The 15,732-nt window shown below is 27.1% G+C and carries 17 protein-coding genes and 2 pseudogenes; 10 read left to right on the forward strand and 9 right to left on the reverse strand.

The window, feature by feature from the left end:
- The first annotated feature begins 1 nt into the window (after position 1).
- From glpK to gdhA, 6 genes are all read left to right on the forward strand, one after another.
- Positions 2-1,528, forward strand: a complete 1,527-nt coding sequence (glpK, locus tag BUA19_RS08390) for a glycerol kinase GlpK (protein ID WP_072725573.1) — start codon at positions 2-4, stop codon at positions 1,526-1,528.
- 102 nt (positions 1,529-1,630) lie between these two features.
- Positions 1,631-3,088, forward strand: a complete 1,458-nt coding sequence (locus tag BUA19_RS08395; RefSeq protein ID WP_072725575.1) for an NAD(P)/FAD-dependent oxidoreductase — start codon at positions 1,631-1,633, stop codon at positions 3,086-3,088.
- Positions 3,078-4,322, forward strand: a complete 1,245-nt coding sequence (locus tag BUA19_RS08400) for an NAD(P)/FAD-dependent oxidoreductase (RefSeq protein WP_072725577.1) — start codon at positions 3,078-3,080, stop codon at positions 4,320-4,322. The genes BUA19_RS08395 and BUA19_RS08400 overlap by 11 nt, the downstream gene beginning before the upstream one ends.
- Before the next feature lie 3 nt (positions 4,323-4,325).
- On the forward strand, positions 4,326-4,691 hold the full coding sequence (locus tag BUA19_RS08405) for a DUF1667 domain-containing protein (RefSeq protein ID WP_072725579.1): 366 nt from the start codon (positions 4,326-4,328) through the stop codon (positions 4,689-4,691).
- A gap of 91 nt (positions 4,692-4,782) precedes the next feature.
- On the forward strand, positions 4,783-5,592 hold the full coding sequence (locus BUA19_RS08410; protein WP_072725605.1) for a hypothetical protein: 810 nt from the start codon (positions 4,783-4,785) through the stop codon (positions 5,590-5,592).
- 140 nt (positions 5,593-5,732) lie between these two features.
- The gene (gdhA, locus tag BUA19_RS08415; protein ID WP_072725580.1) at positions 5,733-7,103 is read left to right on the forward strand and encodes an NADP-specific glutamate dehydrogenase; all 1,371 of its coding nucleotides are present in this window, start codon (positions 5,733-5,735) and stop codon (positions 7,101-7,103) included.
- A 50-nt stretch (positions 7,104-7,153) separates the two neighbouring features.
- Here gdhA and BUA19_RS08420 read toward each other — a convergent pair whose 3' ends face one another.
- Genes BUA19_RS08420 through BUA19_RS08430 form a run of 3 tightly spaced genes read right to left on the reverse strand, consistent with a single transcriptional unit; the run spans position 7,154 to position 9,506 of the window.
- Positions 7,154-7,921: a hypothetical protein gene (locus tag BUA19_RS08420; RefSeq protein WP_072725582.1), complete on the reverse strand. Its 768-nt coding sequence runs from the start codon at positions 7,919-7,921 to the stop codon at positions 7,154-7,156.
- 16 nt (positions 7,922-7,937) lie between these two features.
- Entirely contained in the window at positions 7,938-8,771 is an 834-nt protein-coding gene (locus BUA19_RS08425; RefSeq protein WP_072725584.1) for an ABC transporter permease, read from the reverse strand.
- A gap of 12 nt (positions 8,772-8,783) precedes the next feature.
- Positions 8,784-9,506, reverse strand: coding sequence for an ABC transporter ATP-binding protein (locus tag BUA19_RS08430; protein WP_072725586.1), 723 nt, complete (start codon positions 9,504-9,506; stop codon positions 8,784-8,786).
- A gap of 172 nt (positions 9,507-9,678) precedes the next feature.
- On the opposite strand from BUA19_RS08430, the gene BUA19_RS08435 reads away from it, so the two are divergent.
- From BUA19_RS08435 to BUA19_RS08445, 3 genes are all read left to right on the forward strand, one after another.
- Complete coding sequence (locus BUA19_RS08435; RefSeq protein WP_072725588.1) at positions 9,679-10,368, forward strand: response regulator transcription factor; 690 nt, start codon at positions 9,679-9,681, stop codon at positions 10,366-10,368.
- 29 nt (positions 10,369-10,397) lie between these two features.
- On the forward strand, positions 10,398-11,822 hold the full coding sequence (locus tag BUA19_RS08440) for a sensor histidine kinase (protein ID WP_072725590.1): 1,425 nt from the start codon (positions 10,398-10,400) through the stop codon (positions 11,820-11,822).
- Positions 11,823-11,907: 85 nt separating this feature from the next.
- Entirely contained in the window at positions 11,908-12,147 is a 240-nt protein-coding gene (locus BUA19_RS08445; RefSeq protein WP_072725592.1) for an HPr family phosphocarrier protein, read from the forward strand.
- A gap of 77 nt (positions 12,148-12,224) precedes the next feature.
- Here BUA19_RS08445 and BUA19_RS08450 read toward each other — a convergent pair whose 3' ends face one another.
- The 5 genes and pseudogenes from BUA19_RS08450 to BUA19_RS08470 form a co-directional block, all read right to left on the reverse strand.
- On the reverse strand, positions 12,225-12,548 hold the full coding sequence (locus BUA19_RS08450) for a hypothetical protein (protein WP_072725594.1): 324 nt from the start codon (positions 12,546-12,548) through the stop codon (positions 12,225-12,227).
- A 129-nt stretch (positions 12,549-12,677) separates the two neighbouring features.
- Positions 12,678-13,034, reverse strand: coding sequence for a hypothetical protein (locus tag BUA19_RS08455; RefSeq protein WP_072725596.1), 357 nt, complete (start codon positions 13,032-13,034; stop codon positions 12,678-12,680).
- 236 nt (positions 13,035-13,270) lie between these two features.
- Positions 13,271-13,621: a hypothetical protein gene (locus BUA19_RS08460; protein WP_072725598.1), complete on the reverse strand. Its 351-nt coding sequence runs from the start codon at positions 13,619-13,621 to the stop codon at positions 13,271-13,273.
- 243 nt (positions 13,622-13,864) lie between these two features.
- Positions 13,865-13,999 (reverse strand): annotated as a pseudogene (locus BUA19_RS08465) (IS607-like element ISCbo10 family transposase); the annotation flags it as partial.
- 69 nt (positions 14,000-14,068) lie between these two features.
- Positions 14,069-14,494, reverse strand: a complete 426-nt coding sequence (locus tag BUA19_RS08470; RefSeq protein ID WP_072725599.1) for an Imm41 family immunity protein — start codon at positions 14,492-14,494, stop codon at positions 14,069-14,071.
- Positions 14,495-14,879: 385 nt separating this feature from the next.
- Here BUA19_RS08470 and BUA19_RS08475 point away from each other — a divergent pair.
- Positions 14,880-15,053 (forward strand): annotated as a pseudogene (locus BUA19_RS08475) (transposase); the annotation flags it as partial.
- 103 nt (positions 15,054-15,156) lie between these two features.
- Here BUA19_RS08475 and BUA19_RS08480 read toward each other — a convergent pair.
- On the reverse strand, positions 15,157-15,519 hold the full coding sequence (locus BUA19_RS08480) for a hypothetical protein (protein WP_072725601.1): 363 nt from the start codon (positions 15,517-15,519) through the stop codon (positions 15,157-15,159).
- Positions 15,520-15,732: the final 213 nt, after the last annotated feature.

The raw sequence follows: 15,732 nt of genomic DNA on the forward strand, positions 1-15,732 counted from the left end.
TATGGAGAAGAAATATATAATGTCTTTAGACCAAGGGACTACAAGTTCTAGAGCTATATTATTTAATAGAGAAGGAAAAATAGTTGGGGTTGCTCAAAAAGAATTTACTCAAATATATCCAAAGGCAGGATGGGTGGAACATGATGCTATGGAAATATGGGGAACTCAAAGTGGTGTTGCAAGAGAAGTTTTAGAGAAAACGGGAATAAGGCCAGAAGAAGTTGCAGCGATAGGAATAACTAATCAAAGAGAAACAACAGTTGTTTGGGATAAAAATACAGGAAAACCAATTTATAATGCGATTGTTTGGCAATGTAGAAGAACTGCTTCTATATGTGATGAATTAAAGGAAAAAGGACTTGAAAGTAGTATAAGAGAAAAGACAGGACTTGTAGTTGATGCTTATTTTTCTGGTACAAAAATAAAATGGATATTAGACAATGTAGAGGGAGCTAGAGAAAAAGCTGAAAAAGGAGAATTGTTATTTGGTAATATAGATACTTGGTTAATATGGAATTTAACTAGGGGAAAAGTTCATGTAACTGATTATTCTAATGCATCGAGAACTATGATTTACAATATAAAAGAATTAAAATGGGATGATGAGATACTTAAAGAGCTTGATATACCAAAATCTATGCTTCCAGAAGTTAAACCATCAAGTTGTGTATATGGAGTTACTGATGAACATACATTTGGAGGAGCAAAAATACCTATTGCAGGAGTTGCTGGAGATCAACAAGCAGCATTGTTTGGTCAGGCTTGTTTTGAAAAAGGTATGGCTAAAAATACTTATGGAACAGGATGTTTTATGCTTATGAATACAGGGGAAAAACCTGTTGAATCTAAAAATGGACTTTTAACTACTATAGCTTGGGGATTAGATGGAAAGGTTGAATATGCACTTGAAGGAAGTATATTTATTGGTGGTGCATCAGTTCAGTGGCTTAGAGATGAACTAAAACTTATATATAATGCTAGTGAATCAGAATTTTATGCAAACTCTGTAGAGGATACTAATGGAGTTTATGTAGTTCCAGCATTTACAGGTCTTGGGGCTCCATATTGGGATATGTATGCAAGAGGTGTTATTGTTGGGCTTACTCGAGGAGCGAAGAGGGAACATTTAGTTAGAGCAACACTTGAATCTATTGCATATCAAACTAAAGACGTTTTAAATGCTATGCAAGATGATTCAGGAATAGAGCTTAAGGGACTTAAAGTAGATGGTGGGGCTTGTGCAAATAATTTTTTAATGCAGTTTCAGGGAGATATATTAAATGTTGTAGTTCATAGACCGGAAGTTATAGAAACGACTGCATTAGGAGCAGCATATCTTGCAGGTCTTGCAGTTGGATTTTGGAAAGATAAAGAAGAGATAAAACAAAAATGGGCAATTGACAGAGAATTTATTCCAAAAATGGATGACAAAAGGAGAAAAATATTGTATAATGGATGGAAGAAAGCTGTAAAAAGAGCTTTGGAATGGGAAAAGGAAGACTTGAAAGAAGCTGAAATGGAAGTTTAAAAATATATAATAATTTATTTGAATTTTGAGGCATGGAGAAGGGAGAGCCTAATTATAGGCTCTCTTTTTGTATTTTTGATTTTAGAATAAGGAGGAGTAATTATGTTTGATGTAGCCGTAATTGGGGCTGGAGTTGTAGGTGCTAGTATTGCTAGAGAACTTTCAAGTTATAAATTAAGCACAGTAATATTAGAAAAAGGAGTTGAAGTTTGCCAAGGAACTACAAAGGCAAATAGTGCAATAGTTCACGGAGGATACGATGCAGTACCAGGAACTTTAAAAGCAAAATTAAATGTAGAAGGTAATAAGATGTATGAAAAGCTTTGTTGTGATTTAGATGTTCAATTTAAAAAAATAGGATCATTAGTACTTGCGTTTAATGATGAAGAAGTAAAAATACTCGATGAACTTTATCAAAGAGGTATTGTTAATGAAGTTGATGGGCTTAAGATATTAAACAAACAAGAGATAAAAGAAATAGAACCTAATATAAGCGATGAAGTAGTAGCTGCTCTTTATTGTTCTAGTGCGGGTATTGTTTGTCCGTTTAATTTAACTGTTGCTCTTGTGGAAAACGCTATCGTCAATGGGGTAGAGTTTAAATCAGAATCTGAAGTTTTGGATATAGATAAAGAGGGAGATTATTTTAATATAAAAACTAAAAAAGGATATGTTAAAGCGAAATATGTAATAAATGCTGCTGGTTTGTATGCTGATAAGATAAATAATATGATTGGCGGAGATGAGTATTATATAATCCCTAGAAAGGGAGAATACAGAGTTCTTGATAGATCAGAAGGAACAATGGCAAAGCATGTTTTGTTTCAGTGTCCAACTAAAAAAGGAAAAGGAGTACTTGTAACTCCAACAGTTCATGGAAATTTACTTTTAGGGCCAACTGCTAATGAAGTTGAAGATAGAGAAGATGTATCTATAACATACGATGGATTAGATTTTTTAACAAAATTAGCTAAAAAGACTATGCCTAATGTAGATACTTCTAAAACTATAACTTCATTTGCTGGAGTTAGAGCTACTCCAAATACTAAGGATTTTATGATATTTGCATCAAATAAAGCAAAGGGATTTATAAATGTAGGAGGAATAGAGTCGCCAGGACTTACAGCTGCTCCTGCGATTGCAAAATACGTTATTGATATATTAAAAAAAGAGGGACTTAATCTTGATAAGAAAGAAGATTTTAATCCTTATAGAAAAAGAGAAAAAGCATTTGCTCATATGAGTAAAGAAGAAAGAATAGAGGCTATAGCTAAAGACAGTAGACACAGTAAAATAATATGTAGATGTGAAACAGTAACAGAAGCTGAAATAATAGATGCAATTCATAGACCTGCTGGAGCTAGAACAGTAGATGGGGTTAAAAGAAGAGTAAGACCTGGAATGGGTAGATGTCAAGGAGGTTTTTGTGGACCTAGAGTAGTTGAAATACTTGCAAGAGAGCTTAATATGGATATGCAGGAAGTTTTAAAAGATTATGAAAATTCTAAGATGATATTAGGAAAAGTAAAAGAATCAAGGGGTGAGAAGGTTGAAATATGATGTAGTTGTAGTTGGAGGAGGCCCAGCAGGACTTGGTGCTGCTATTGAAGCCAAAAAAACAGGTTTAGAAAAGGTTTTGATAATTGAAAGAGATAGAGAATTGGGTGGAATATTAAATCAATGTATTCATAATGGGTTTGGTCTTCATGAATTTAAAGAAGAACTTACTGGACCTGAATATGCCACTAGGTTTATAGAAATGGCAAAAGAGTTTAATATAGATTATATGTTAAATACTATGGTTTTGAGTATAGATAAAGATAAAAATATAATTGCTTTAGGGGAAAGTGGACTTATTGATATTAACTCAAAAGCAGTAGTTCTCGCTATGGGTTGTAGAGAAAGAACAAGAGGAGCAATAGATCTTCCAGGATATAGACCTTCAGGAGTATATACGGCAGGAGCTGCTCAAAGATTTATGAATATGGAAGGTTATATGGTTGGTAAAAAAGTTGTTATATATGGTTCAGGAGATATAGGGTTAATAATGGCTAGAAGAATGACTTTAGAAGGTGCTAAGGTAGAAGCTGTAATAGAGAGAAAACCTCATTCAAGTGGACTTACTAGAAATATAGTGCAATGTCTTGATGATTTTGATATTCCTCTTTTGTTAGAGCATTGTATAACTTATGTTCATGGAAAAGATAGAGTAAAGGGAGTAACTATTGCGAAAACAGGTAAAGATAAACGTCCAGTAGAAGGAACTGAGAGATTTATAGAATGCGATACGCTTTTGTTATCTGTAGGATTAATTCCTGAAAATGAACTTTCTATGGATACAGGTATAAATTTAGATAGAAGAACTAATGGTCCTATTGTAGATAATAGAATGCAAACTAATATTGAAGGAATATTTGCTTGTGGTAATGTTGTGCATGTTCATGATTTGGTTGATTTTGTAACTAGAGAAAGTAGAATTGCAGGTAGAAATGCAGCTTTATATGCCATGGATAGATCTAGGAAAGATAAGTCCGTAGAAACTAAGGCAGGTAATGGAGTAAGTTATATTGTTCCACAACATATAGATTTGGGAAGTGACGAAGAAGTAAATTTATTTATGAGAGTTAGAGATATTTATAAAAACAAAAAATTAGTTGTAAAATGTGGAGAAAATGTAATATTAGAAAAGAAAAGAGTGCATATGATACCTTCTGAAATGGAAAGTTTAAAATTAAATTTAGATATTATTAAAAATTTAAGCGGAAATATTGAGGTTTGTGTAGAGGGGGTGTAATGTATGGAGAAAAATATTACATGTATAGTATGTCCTATGGGATGTAGAATGAAAGTTATAAAACATGAAGATGGGAATTATACTGTAGAAGGAAATACTTGTAAAAGAGGAGAAAAGTACGCTATAGAGGAAATGACTTGTCCAAAAAGGGTAGTTACTACTACTGTTAAAATAAAAGATGGTGTATTGAATTTATTGCCTGTAAAAACTAATGGACCTATACCAAAAGAACTTATATTTGATTTAATGGAGTTTTTAGATGAAGTAAAAATCAGTGCACCTGTAAAAGTTGGAGATATAGTAGTTGAAAATGTATTAAATACAGGGGTTAATATAGTTGCAAGTAGAAATATGGATAAAGTATCTTAACTTAAGGAGGGCGTTTTAGCCCTCTTTTTAGTTTTTGTATATATGTATAAGTGGTATAATAAATAATATTAATGAAGAAAGGAATGTATTTATGAAGGTATATGCATTGTTTGGACCTAGTGGAACAGGTAAAAGTTATAGAGCTTTGAAAGTTGCTTATGAAAATGACATAGATTATATAATTGACGATGGAATACTAATATACAAAAATAAAATAATTGCTGGAACCTCAGCTAAGAATGCATCTACAAAAATGAAGGCTGTAAAACTAGCTATATTTGAGGATATAAATCATAGAAATTCTGTAAGAGAAGTTATAGAAAAAAATAAAATAGATAAAATACTTGTTATAGGTACATCTAAAAAAATGATAAATATAATATCTCAAAGGTTAAATCTTGGAAATATATATAAAGAGATAAGTATATACGATATAGCTACGAAAGAAGAAATAGAAGAAGCGAAAAAAAGTAGACTAGAAAAGGGTATACATATTGTTCCGCTTCCTACTTTTGAAGTTAAAAGGCATTTTTCTGGACTTTTAACTAATCCTATAAAGTTATTATTTAAGAATAAGTATAGTGAAATAAAAGAGGTAGAGAAAACTCTTATTAGACCTACATTTAGTTATATGGGAAAGTATTTTATATCAGAAAAGGCTATAAAACAAATTGTGCGTTATGAGATATCCAAATTTGATAGTGTTTGTGAATTGGTTTGTGTATATATAAAACACAGTAAGTCTGGAATTGAAGTGAATATAGAAATTGAGATTAAAACATTCGAAATATTGAGAAAATGTATGGAAATACAGGAAAAAGTGTTAAATATACTAGAAAAAATGACGTTATTGAATATTATAAGAATAAATATACATGTTATTGGATTTGTCAAAAAATAAATAAGTTTTAATATGTTTACAAATCAAAAATAACTATGTTATAATTCAATTAGGGAGTGGGAAAACATTTTCCTCTGATTTCGACAAGCTTTATGAAAAGTTTGGATAAAAAATATTATTATTTGAGGGGGGTTCCTGTAATGGCAAAGCAAATTTTAGATCCTAAAGAGTACATAAAAAATGTTCTTGAAAATGTTAAAAAGAGAAATGCTAGTGAACCTGAATTTATACAAGCTGTTGAAGAGGTGTTAAATACTCTAGCGCCGGTTTTAGAAAGACATCCAGAGTACATAAAAGCAAATCTTTTAGAGAGAATAACTGAGCCTGAAAGACAAATAATATTTAGAGTGCCATGGGTTGATGATGAAGGAAATATACAAGTTAATCGTGGTATGAGAGTTCAATTTAATGGGGCGATTGGTCCTTATAAAGGTGGACTTAGATTTCATCCATCAGTTTACATAGGTATAATTAAGTTTTTAGGTTTTGAACAAATATTCAAAAATTCATTAACTGGACTTCCAATAGGCGGAGGTAAAGGTGGTTCTGATTTTGATCCAAGAGGAAAATCAGATGAAGAAATAATGAGATTTTGTCAAAGTTTTATGACAGAACTTTATAGACATATAGGACCAGATGTTGATGTTCCTGCTGGAGATATTGGTGTTGGCGGTAGAGAAATAGGATATCTTTATGGACAGTATAGAAGAATTAAAGGAGCATTTGAAAATGGAGTTCTTACAGGAAAAGGATTGCAATACGGGGGTAGTTTAATTAGACCTGAAGCTACAGGTTTTGGGGTAACGTATTTCTGTAATGAAATGTTAAAACATGAAGGGGAAACTTTTGAAGGTAAAACAGTAGCTGTTTCAGGATTTGGTAATGTTGCTTGGGGAGCGTGTCAAAAGGTTAGAGATCTTGGAGGAAAGGTTGTTACACTTTCTGGACCAGATGGTTATATATATGATCCAGATGGAGTGGTAACTGATGAGAAGATAAATTTCTTAGTTGAAATGTTAAAAGAAAATAAAGGTGCTAGAGTTAAAGATTATGCAGATAAGTTTGGGGTAGAATTCTTCCCAGGAGAAAAGCCATGGGGACAAAAAGTTGATATAATAATGCCATGTGCTATTCAAAATGATATTTCATTAGAACATGCTAAACAAATAGTTGCAAATGGAATTAAATTTGTTTGCGAAGGTGCTAATATGCCATGTACTAATGAAGCTGTTGAATATTTCTTAGAAAATGGAGTGATTGTTGGACCTGCTAAAGCTGCAAATGCTGGTGGGGTTGCAGTTTCTGCTCTTGAGATGTCTCAAAATAGTATGAGACTTGCTTGGAGTAGAGAAGAAGTTGATTCTAAGCTTCATGATATAATGAAAAATATTCATAACAATGCTATGAAAGCTGCTGAAGAATATGGATTTGGTTATAATTTAGTTGCAGGAGCTAATATAGCTGGATTTTTAAAAGTAGCAGAAGCTATGATGGCACAAGGAAATTATTAAATATAAATTAAGAGGCTGTTTTTAGGGAAAACGGCCTCTATTATATTAATTTAATATAAATAATCTTTTTTAATGAAAATTATAATACTAATAGAAATAGTTATGATGATTATTAATGAGCTATATATAAAGACGTAATTATTTGTATTTGAAAGCATATCAAAAATTGATGGAGTACTAAATAATAAAAAAGATAATTTATCAGATAAATATAATAATCCAATACAAACTCCTATACTACCTAGGAAAGCTAATGTAGAGTTTTTGTTTGTTAGAGATGTCAGACAGCTTATTCCTAGAAATGATAATATAATTAAATATTCTAATAAGTAAAATTTGAAGTTGTAAAAAAAACTTTCTAATGAAGAAAATGTGTTATTTATATTAAAAAAATTAGTATATTCAACTTTGGGAAGGAATATATATCCATATATAGTAGATAATACAAATATACTGAATATAAATAAGGCTGATATTAAAGAGCAACTTATAATTTTAGATATAAAAAATTCAAATTTACTAAAAGGTCTTAGCATTATATTTCTATAACACCCAGAAGTGTTTTCATGATTAAAACTTTCAATAAAAATTGTAGGACATAATACTAATATGATAAATAAATGGTATTCTCTAAGTAAAAATGGTGGGAAATTTAATGAATTAAGAGGCATAGTAGTTATTTGGTCATAAAATCCAACTTGAAATAATTTTATAAAAAAAGCTGATATAAAAAACACTATTATAGATATAATGAGAAGAATTTTATTTTTTTTTCTATTTATAATTCTATTTAATTCACTTAAAATCAAATTTTTCATATTATCAAACTCCTTTTTAAATGTAATAGTCTTTTTTTGAATATATATAGTAGCAAAGAGAGAAGAAAGTGAAGAAATAAACAAATAAAATGGTAAATACATATGATGAGTAGTTTTTACTTCCCAATATTCTTGCAATGCCTTCAAATTGGATTTGAGTTATCGATAACATTTTTAGTTTAATTAGATTTAGATTAATTGGTGTTTTAATAAATCTAAAAAATATTTCGATAAATGTAGGATATATTATAAAAAACATTAAAATTCCTATACTAGTTCCTGAGGCTATTACTACTGATTTACTAATAGTAGATATAAAAAATATTATAGTAGACATTGTACACAGTGTTAAAAAAGAAATAGAATAATATTTTATGGTATATAAAAGCATTTGATTTGCATTAAGTGTATTATTACAATAAAAAATTTTTATTTTATTGATTTTAGAAAATAATATGTATCCTATAAAATAACTGCAAAGTAAATATGTAATTAAAAATAAAAATACAATTATAATTATTGTGATATACTTTACTATAAAAATATCAGATAGATTTATTGGTCTTATAAGAATCATTCTGATTTGTTTGCTTTTATATTCTTCGGTTACTGATAAAACTATTAAAAAAATAACTAATATATTAAAGGAAAATAGTAGTTGTTCTTGAATTGCAGCTACAGGAAAATTATAAAATGATGTAAATTCTGGATTAGTTGGTTTTAGTATAGTGTTTGTTTTTAAATAGTATTGTGCAGTGAAAAATATTATTAATGGTATACACAAAAAACACAGTAGTGTTGATTTTTTATTCCATAGTTTTTGCCATTCGCATAAAAAAAGTTTATACATTTTATAACCCCCTTAGCTGTTTATAAGATTTACAAATACTTTTTCTAAGTTTGTGTGAGAATTAAATAAGTCTTTGCTTTTACCGTTCCATATTAATTCGCCTTTTTTTATTATTAGTATTTTGTTGCAAATTTTTTGTAATTCATCTAGTAAGTGACTAGAAATAAAAAATGTTATATTGTTTTCTTTGTTTAGTTTTAAAATGAGTTTTCTGAGTTCAATTATTCCTATTGGATCTAAACCGTTTGAAGGTTCATCTAGTAATATTATTTTGGGATTATTTAAAAGTGCTTGAGCTATACCTAATCTTTGTTTCATTCCTAAAGAATATGTAGATATTTTATACTTGCTTTGATCTTGTAAATTAACTATTTTGAGAACTTTTTTTACTTGTTTTTTTCTATCTTTTGAGTTTAAGTTTGTAAGCATAACTAGGTTTAATAAGGCTTTTTCTCCGGTGAAATAAGGAAAAAATACAGGGGTTTCTACTATTGCTCCTATATTTTGGAGTGCTTTTTTTCTATTTTTGTTGACATTTATATTGTTTAAATAGATTTCTCCAGAGGTAGGTGTTATCAAATTAGTTAATAGTCTCATTATTGTGGTTTTACCTGAACCATTAGGGCCTATAAAACCACAGATATCACCTTTTTCTATTGAAAAACTTACATTATTAATAATTGTGCGTTTTTTTATTTTTTTGGATAAGTTTTTTACTTTGATTATTTCATTCATTGTAAATGTCCTCCTTTAAAAATTATTTTCTATATTTTGTATGTTAAAATAAAATTATAAGGAATTTGTAAACATATGGGTAAATATTACAAAAAAATTATAGAAATATTATATATTGAAATTATAATATTTAATGAACGGAGCAAAATGTTTGATTGGGGGATGCTTGAATATGAAAAAAAAATATATATTGGTAGTAGATGATGAAGAACAAATTTGTAGTATGATTAAGGAATATCTTGAGGAATATGATTATTCTGTTAAAGTTGCTAAAAGTGGACAAGAAGCTTTAGAGATTATCAGTAATAATTTTGAATTAATTATATTAGATATTATGATGCCTGATTTAGATGGAATGAAATTATGTAAAATTATTCGAGATAAAATTTATTCGCCAATTATATTTTTAAGTGCAAAAACTTTGGAGGAAGATAAGATACAAGCTTTATATATAGGGGGAGATGATTATATTACTAAACCTTTTAGTTTAAAAGAATTAAGGGCAAAAATTGAATCTCATATAAGACGAGATAAAAGAGTAAGAGTTAGTAAATTTAATATATTTACATCGGGTAATATTACAATTGATATTTCTTCTAAAAAAGTTTTTTGTAAAGGTAATCTTTTGAAGTTAACAAAAAAAGAATATTTGATTATAGAGTGTATGTTATTAAATAAAAGTAAAGTATTCGCTAGAGAAGAAATATTTGATATTGTTTGGGGTTATGACTCTGAAAGTAATTTAAATACAGTTACAGAAGTTATAAAAAATATTCGAAAGAAAATAAAGCAATTTGATGATACAAATACATATATAAAAACAGTATATGGATTGGGGTATGTATGGGATTTGAGCCGTTGAAATAGCTTTATTTAAGGAAAGGTGAAATAGTGTTTGAAAAATATTCTTTGAAAAAACAGTTTATATTAACATTTATATTGATACTCATAAGTAGTATACTGAGTATGGTATTTATAAGTGTAATTGCTTTTTTTATATTAAGTAGTCCATGGATTTATCCGGCTAATTATTATGAAAAACAGATGCCTAGAATAGAAAAGTATGTAAAAGAAAATAATACCAAGTTGTTAGATGTATCTTTTAAAAAAAATTTAGAAAAAATAATTCCTTTATCGGGAATTGAATATAAGGTTGTAAATTTTAAAACAGATACAAATTATGGGAATTTAGAATATTCTATTTGTGAAAAAAATGATCTAATAGATAAAATAAATACTAGTATTCTTAATAAAAATGAAGTTTTAAAATTTATACCTATAATAGATGATAAATTTAATATTAATGGGGTAATAATATTTAAGTACATTTTAAAAGTACAACCTATTTCTAAATATAAAACAATATTTTTTTTAGGTAGTATAGTATATTTAATATCGCCGTTTTTATTTATAATAATTTATTCTATAATATTCGGTAAGAAATTTAGTAAAAATATAAATATTCCATTGAAACAATTAATAGATGCTTCTAATAAAATAAAGAATTATGATTTGGATTTTAAATTAAATTATTCTTATAATAATGAACTTGGAAAATTAATACAAGCTTTTGAATCAATGCGGTGTGAACTTAAAGAAACATTGACAAAACAGTGGGTTGCTGAAAAAGAAAAAAGAGATATAGTTTCATCTCTTTCACATGATTTGAGAACGCCTCTTACTATAATAAAGGGTCATGTAGAAATGTTAAAAGAAGGTTTTTATAAAGATGAAAGAAGGTTGAAAAAATATTTGGATATAATTGAAACATCGACAAATAGAGCTGTTTTGTTAGTTGAAGATTTAAATGTTTTATCTAAATTTGAAAATCCGAAATTCAAGTTAAATATACGAAAAACGAATGTTTTAGATTTTATAAAAGAAAAATTAGAAGAGTATAAGTTATTAGCTGAAAAAAATGGGATATTGTTAAGTATTATAACTGAAAATATAGACAATAATACTATTTTTTATATGGATAAATTAAGGATATGTCAAGTTATAGATAATATTTTGATAAACAGTTTTAGGTATACAAATAACAAAGATTCTATTTGTATAAAGATAAGTTTGGTTAAAAATAAATTAAAATTCATAATAAGTGATACAGGAAAAGGGTTTAGTGAAGAAGATTTAAAATATGCTTTTAGAAAATTTTATAAAGGAGATAAATCTCGTTCAAAAGATATAGGAAGTTATGGATTAGGTTTATATATAGCTAAAACTATAGTAGAAAAACATGGTGGTAAAATACGTATTTATAATGATAAAGGAGCAACAGTGGAATTTTTTATTGTGATGCGTGAAAAGTTATAACTAAGTATATTAAAAAATCCTTAAATTTTAATTGATTTAGGGATTTGGCAATTGATTATAAATAAAAATATAAGGAGGTTTTTTTATGAAAGCTACTTTTTTAAAGGTTGAAGATGTAAACAGATTTGTGGAGTTTGTTTCTAAATTAAAAGGAAAGGTTTATTTAAAGTCAGGAGAATATTCAGTAAATGCAAAATCTATAATAGGAGCAATGTATATAGTTAATGAAAATCCAAATGATATCGTTGTAGAAGTTGAAGATCCTGCTGAAGCTAAACAAGTGTTAACATTTTTAATGCAGGGTTCGCATTTAAAGGAAGAATAAATTTAAAATCTGCCTATAATTATAGGCAGATTTTTTGTAAAAAATATGGATATAATTAAATTAATACAATTCTTTAATTAATAAATCACAAAAACATCATCTATAATTTCACCAGATAAATCATAAATTAATTTATACATTCCTACTTCATTACCATTAAATGTTATCGGAGAATAAGCAATAATATTTTCATTGCCTATATCTGGCCATTCATTAATCTGTAATGCTAGTCTATATAAGCCAACATTTATTAGATTTTTTTTATAATTAGGAAAGAACTCAAGAAATTCTTCTTTTTTGGAATTTTGATAATTTTCAAAACATTTCCAGAATCTATTAACTATTTCTTTTTCTATTTTATGTTGTTTTGCAAACTTTCTTAAATCACTTAATCCTGTCATAATATTGAAAACCTTCCTTTTGATATTTTTTATTTCAATATATGTAAATATCAAATGCTTCTTTTTTATTGACAAAGAGCTAAAATTAATTTTGTAACTATCTTTTCAACCCTCATTTAAGAAAAACATTTATTTATAATCAATACTATTTTTTACCTTCATGTATTCATCATAAGCTTCTTTAATTTTGTTTTTACATATATTTTCCCAAATAGCTAATAATTTTTTTCTTTGCTCTTTATCATAATTAGTAGGTTCCATCTCCCCACCAAATCCTATATCAGTTTTTACCTCACTTAATTCTCCCACATAAGAAATTTGATGTGAAACATTTGTATAACTTATAAATTCACATTCGTTTTCAAAACAATGATATCCAGGTTTTCCTATTCCTTTTTTACAAAAACTGGGCATATGATTGTTTTTATATTTTTTATAATCGTAAGCACAATAAACTTCTAACATTACATGAGAATAATAACTCATTCCTTACACCTCTTTTAGTAATCGTGTTTTGTTAGTATTTCAACAACTTCAATGCTACCATCTTTAAGTTTTTTATAAATAAGTCTCCTTTGTCCTCGATCACTACCTAAACCTTTTATATCCACAGCTCTGTATCCACTCCATTTATCTTTCAACGCATGATCATTTAACTCTCGTAAATCTCCAGATATTAAAAGTTAAAGAGACTATGTATCAAATTAACAAATTCAATTTATCTAAAATGATTTGTAATAGTCAATAAGAAATTCATCAGAAAACTCTCCAGAATTATTGTACTCTACTTCATAAATGTATAAAGGGTCTTCAGTGATAGGATTTATTAGCTTAAATACTAATCTAAATGATGGTTTTGCTTTACAATCTTTATTTAAAATTATTTCTGTACGATTATATTCTATATCTAAATCTTTAAATAGCATATCTTCAGGCAAATCATCAATACACTCTATTAAAAAAGTATCTTTATAATTTTCTAATAAATTTTTAATGTAATTTATAGTATTTTGTTTTAACTCATTAAAATTGATTTCCTCATTAAATAAATTTTCAATTTTAGTTAAGTCCATATAGTTATTCTCCTATTTTATATAGAATTTCATCACTACTTAAATCAATTATACCATCTGTACCAGGTTATTAATTTTATTAAAATTTATAAGTTACATTAAAAATTTTAATAAAACTATTTATCAGTCAATATTAAACATCTACTCTGACCGGGTGTAACCCTACACCCTCTATCCCCTCTGCAAATGCTTTGGGGAATACTTTTTTTACTATTTGATAAGCTCAACCTCTCTTAATCCTTATTGCTTTAACATATTAATTTGATTATCTAAATCAGCTTTTTGCTTAGGAGTAGATACCCTGGCATAAATGTATGTTTTTCTATCTACTCCCTTATTGAATAACTTATAAACATTATCCTTATCATAATCATATCTACACATTTTCTTATTTTAATTTTATATAATAATTATAATATAATTTTAAGAATATATAAAAATTTTTTATTAAATTTTTTGATATTTATTATGTATTTTAGCAATATCACTTCTCATATCTTCTAATAATTCATCTATTGATATATCTAATTTTTTTCCAGCAAAATATGCATTAATAACTGTATCTAATATAGATATATATCCATATAAATTTTTCACAGGATAATTGCTCATTTTATATAAATCATTTTTATTTAAATGATTTATAAATGATTTTAATATATATCCGTAAGTATAATTAATCATTTTTGAAATTTTTCTATCTATGTTTTTATGATTATATCTTTTAAAATTTTCTTCAGTTATTTTTATTATAGCTTTACAGTATTCAATAAAACTATTTTCGTTAAAAATATTTTTTTCATGTAAATAATAAATAAAACTATCGTTTTTTCCTTTATAATTATTAAAAAGTATTTGAACATGATTATTCATTCTATCAACCTCCTTGATATAATTAAGTTAAAACATTTATATAAAAAATTTATAAATTTAAAATTGTAATAGATAAATTCCATATAATTCTGAACTAAAAGCTTCATACAACCTTTATCAAAGTATTTTATATGCTATTAAAACAAAAAATTATCAATTACTTGAGAGTATTCTTAACAATAATCATTCAGATATATCTGATTACATGAAAACATCTATTAAATCTATTAAAAAGTATAAAGACTATATAAAAAAGTCTTCATTCTAAAGATTTTAAATGTAGATTTTTTTAAAATTTCATGGCGCCAACGAATTCTAACAAATTCCGTTGCTTAAAACTCATAACGGAATTTATATTTATCCACAATTTAAATAGGAATATAATTTCCTATTCGTTATAAAAAATACATTTGAATGTGATTATACAAACGGATTAATTGAAGGAATTAATAATAAAATTAAAGTAATAAAAAGGATTGCATTTGGCTACAAAAGCTTTTTTCATTTCAAGAATAGAATACTTATAAGCCAAAATTTACTAAAGTTAAAAGCCGTCTAAAACCTATTCGGTTTTAAACGGCCAACAATTAACTTTGTGATTTCTTTACCAACACTATTTGACAAAGAACCTAAATCTACTATATACGGTCTTTATTATTTATTTAATCAGCTATACTAACAATTGTTTTATTTGTTTTTAATGCAAGTTCACACATGTTTTTAAGATCAATAGCAAATTTTATAAATTCATCTTTATTAACATTTTGTTTAGTAAACTCATTTTCTAAAAAAGCTATAGTTTCCTTTTTTAATAAAAACTCACTTTCTATTAATAGTTTCTTTATTTCCTTATGTGTAAATAATTTATGGTTATAAGGATCTATTTTAATTAGGATATCTATATCAGATTCTAAAATGCTTCTATTTTTCCATAAAAAATCGCTAATATATTCTTCTAATTGAACTGAAGTATCTATTTTTTTTCCTTCATCAATATTTTTTGCTATAACAAAATCTATACTCATAATAAAGTTTATACCCGTTACCAAAAGCTTATAAAACTTTATAAGAAGATTTCAAAAGTTTATAGCTTTTGTTTCTTTCCTACTTCATAGTGTCCCATTTTGCCGTAGCTACTTTGGTGTTTATAACACTCCATAGGCTTTGCTACATCTATCGATGTAGTAGGGTGTAACGAATCCCCAATTTAGAAAATCTTTTAAATTGATTTTTCTAAA

It is taken from the genome of Tepidibacter thalassicus DSM 15285 (assembly GCF_900129915.1).
Lineage (GTDB): Bacteria > Bacillota > Clostridia > Peptostreptococcales > Peptostreptococcaceae > Tepidibacter > Tepidibacter thalassicus.

Excerpts from the sequence above, each read along its gene's own strand:
- glpK (WP_072725573.1), top strand. The coding sequence starts at position 2 with ATGGAGAAGAAATATATAATGTCTTTAGACCAAGGGACTACAAGTTCT.
- BUA19_RS08395 (WP_072725575.1), top strand. The coding sequence starts at position 1,631 with ATGTTTGATGTAGCCGTAATTGGGGCTGGAGTTGTAGGTGCTAGTATT.
- BUA19_RS08405 (WP_072725579.1), top strand. The coding sequence starts at position 4,326 with ATGGAGAAAAATATTACATGTATAGTATGTCCTATGGGATGTAGAATG.
- BUA19_RS08410 (WP_072725605.1), top strand. The coding sequence starts at position 4,783 with ATGAAGGTATATGCATTGTTTGGACCTAGTGGAACAGGTAAAAGTTAT.
- gdhA (WP_072725580.1), top strand. The coding sequence starts at position 5,733 with ATGGCAAAGCAAATTTTAGATCCTAAAGAGTACATAAAAAATGTTCTT.
- BUA19_RS08420 (WP_072725582.1), bottom strand. The coding sequence starts at position 7,921 with ATGAAAAATTTGATTTTAAGTGAATTAAATAGAATTATAAATAGAAAA.
- BUA19_RS08425 (WP_072725584.1), bottom strand. The coding sequence starts at position 8,771 with ATGTATAAACTTTTTTTATGCGAATGGCAAAAACTATGGAATAAAAAA.
- BUA19_RS08430 (WP_072725586.1), bottom strand. The coding sequence starts at position 9,506 with ATGAATGAAATAATCAAAGTAAAAAACTTATCCAAAAAAATAAAAAAA.
- BUA19_RS08435 (WP_072725588.1), top strand. The coding sequence starts at position 9,679 with ATGAAAAAAAAATATATATTGGTAGTAGATGATGAAGAACAAATTTGT.
- BUA19_RS08445 (WP_072725592.1), top strand. The coding sequence starts at position 11,908 with ATGAAAGCTACTTTTTTAAAGGTTGAAGATGTAAACAGATTTGTGGAG.
- BUA19_RS08450 (WP_072725594.1), bottom strand. The coding sequence starts at position 12,548 with ATGACAGGATTAAGTGATTTAAGAAAGTTTGCAAAACAACATAAAATA.
- BUA19_RS08455 (WP_072725596.1), bottom strand. The coding sequence starts at position 13,034 with ATGAGTTATTATTCTCATGTAATGTTAGAAGTTTATTGTGCTTACGAT.
- BUA19_RS08460 (WP_072725598.1), bottom strand. The coding sequence starts at position 13,621 with ATGGACTTAACTAAAATTGAAAATTTATTTAATGAGGAAATCAATTTT.
- BUA19_RS08470 (WP_072725599.1), bottom strand. The coding sequence starts at position 14,494 with ATGAATAATCATGTTCAAATACTTTTTAATAATTATAAAGGAAAAAAC.
- BUA19_RS08480 (WP_072725601.1), bottom strand. The coding sequence starts at position 15,519 with ATGAGTATAGATTTTGTTATAGCAAAAAATATTGATGAAGGAAAAAAA.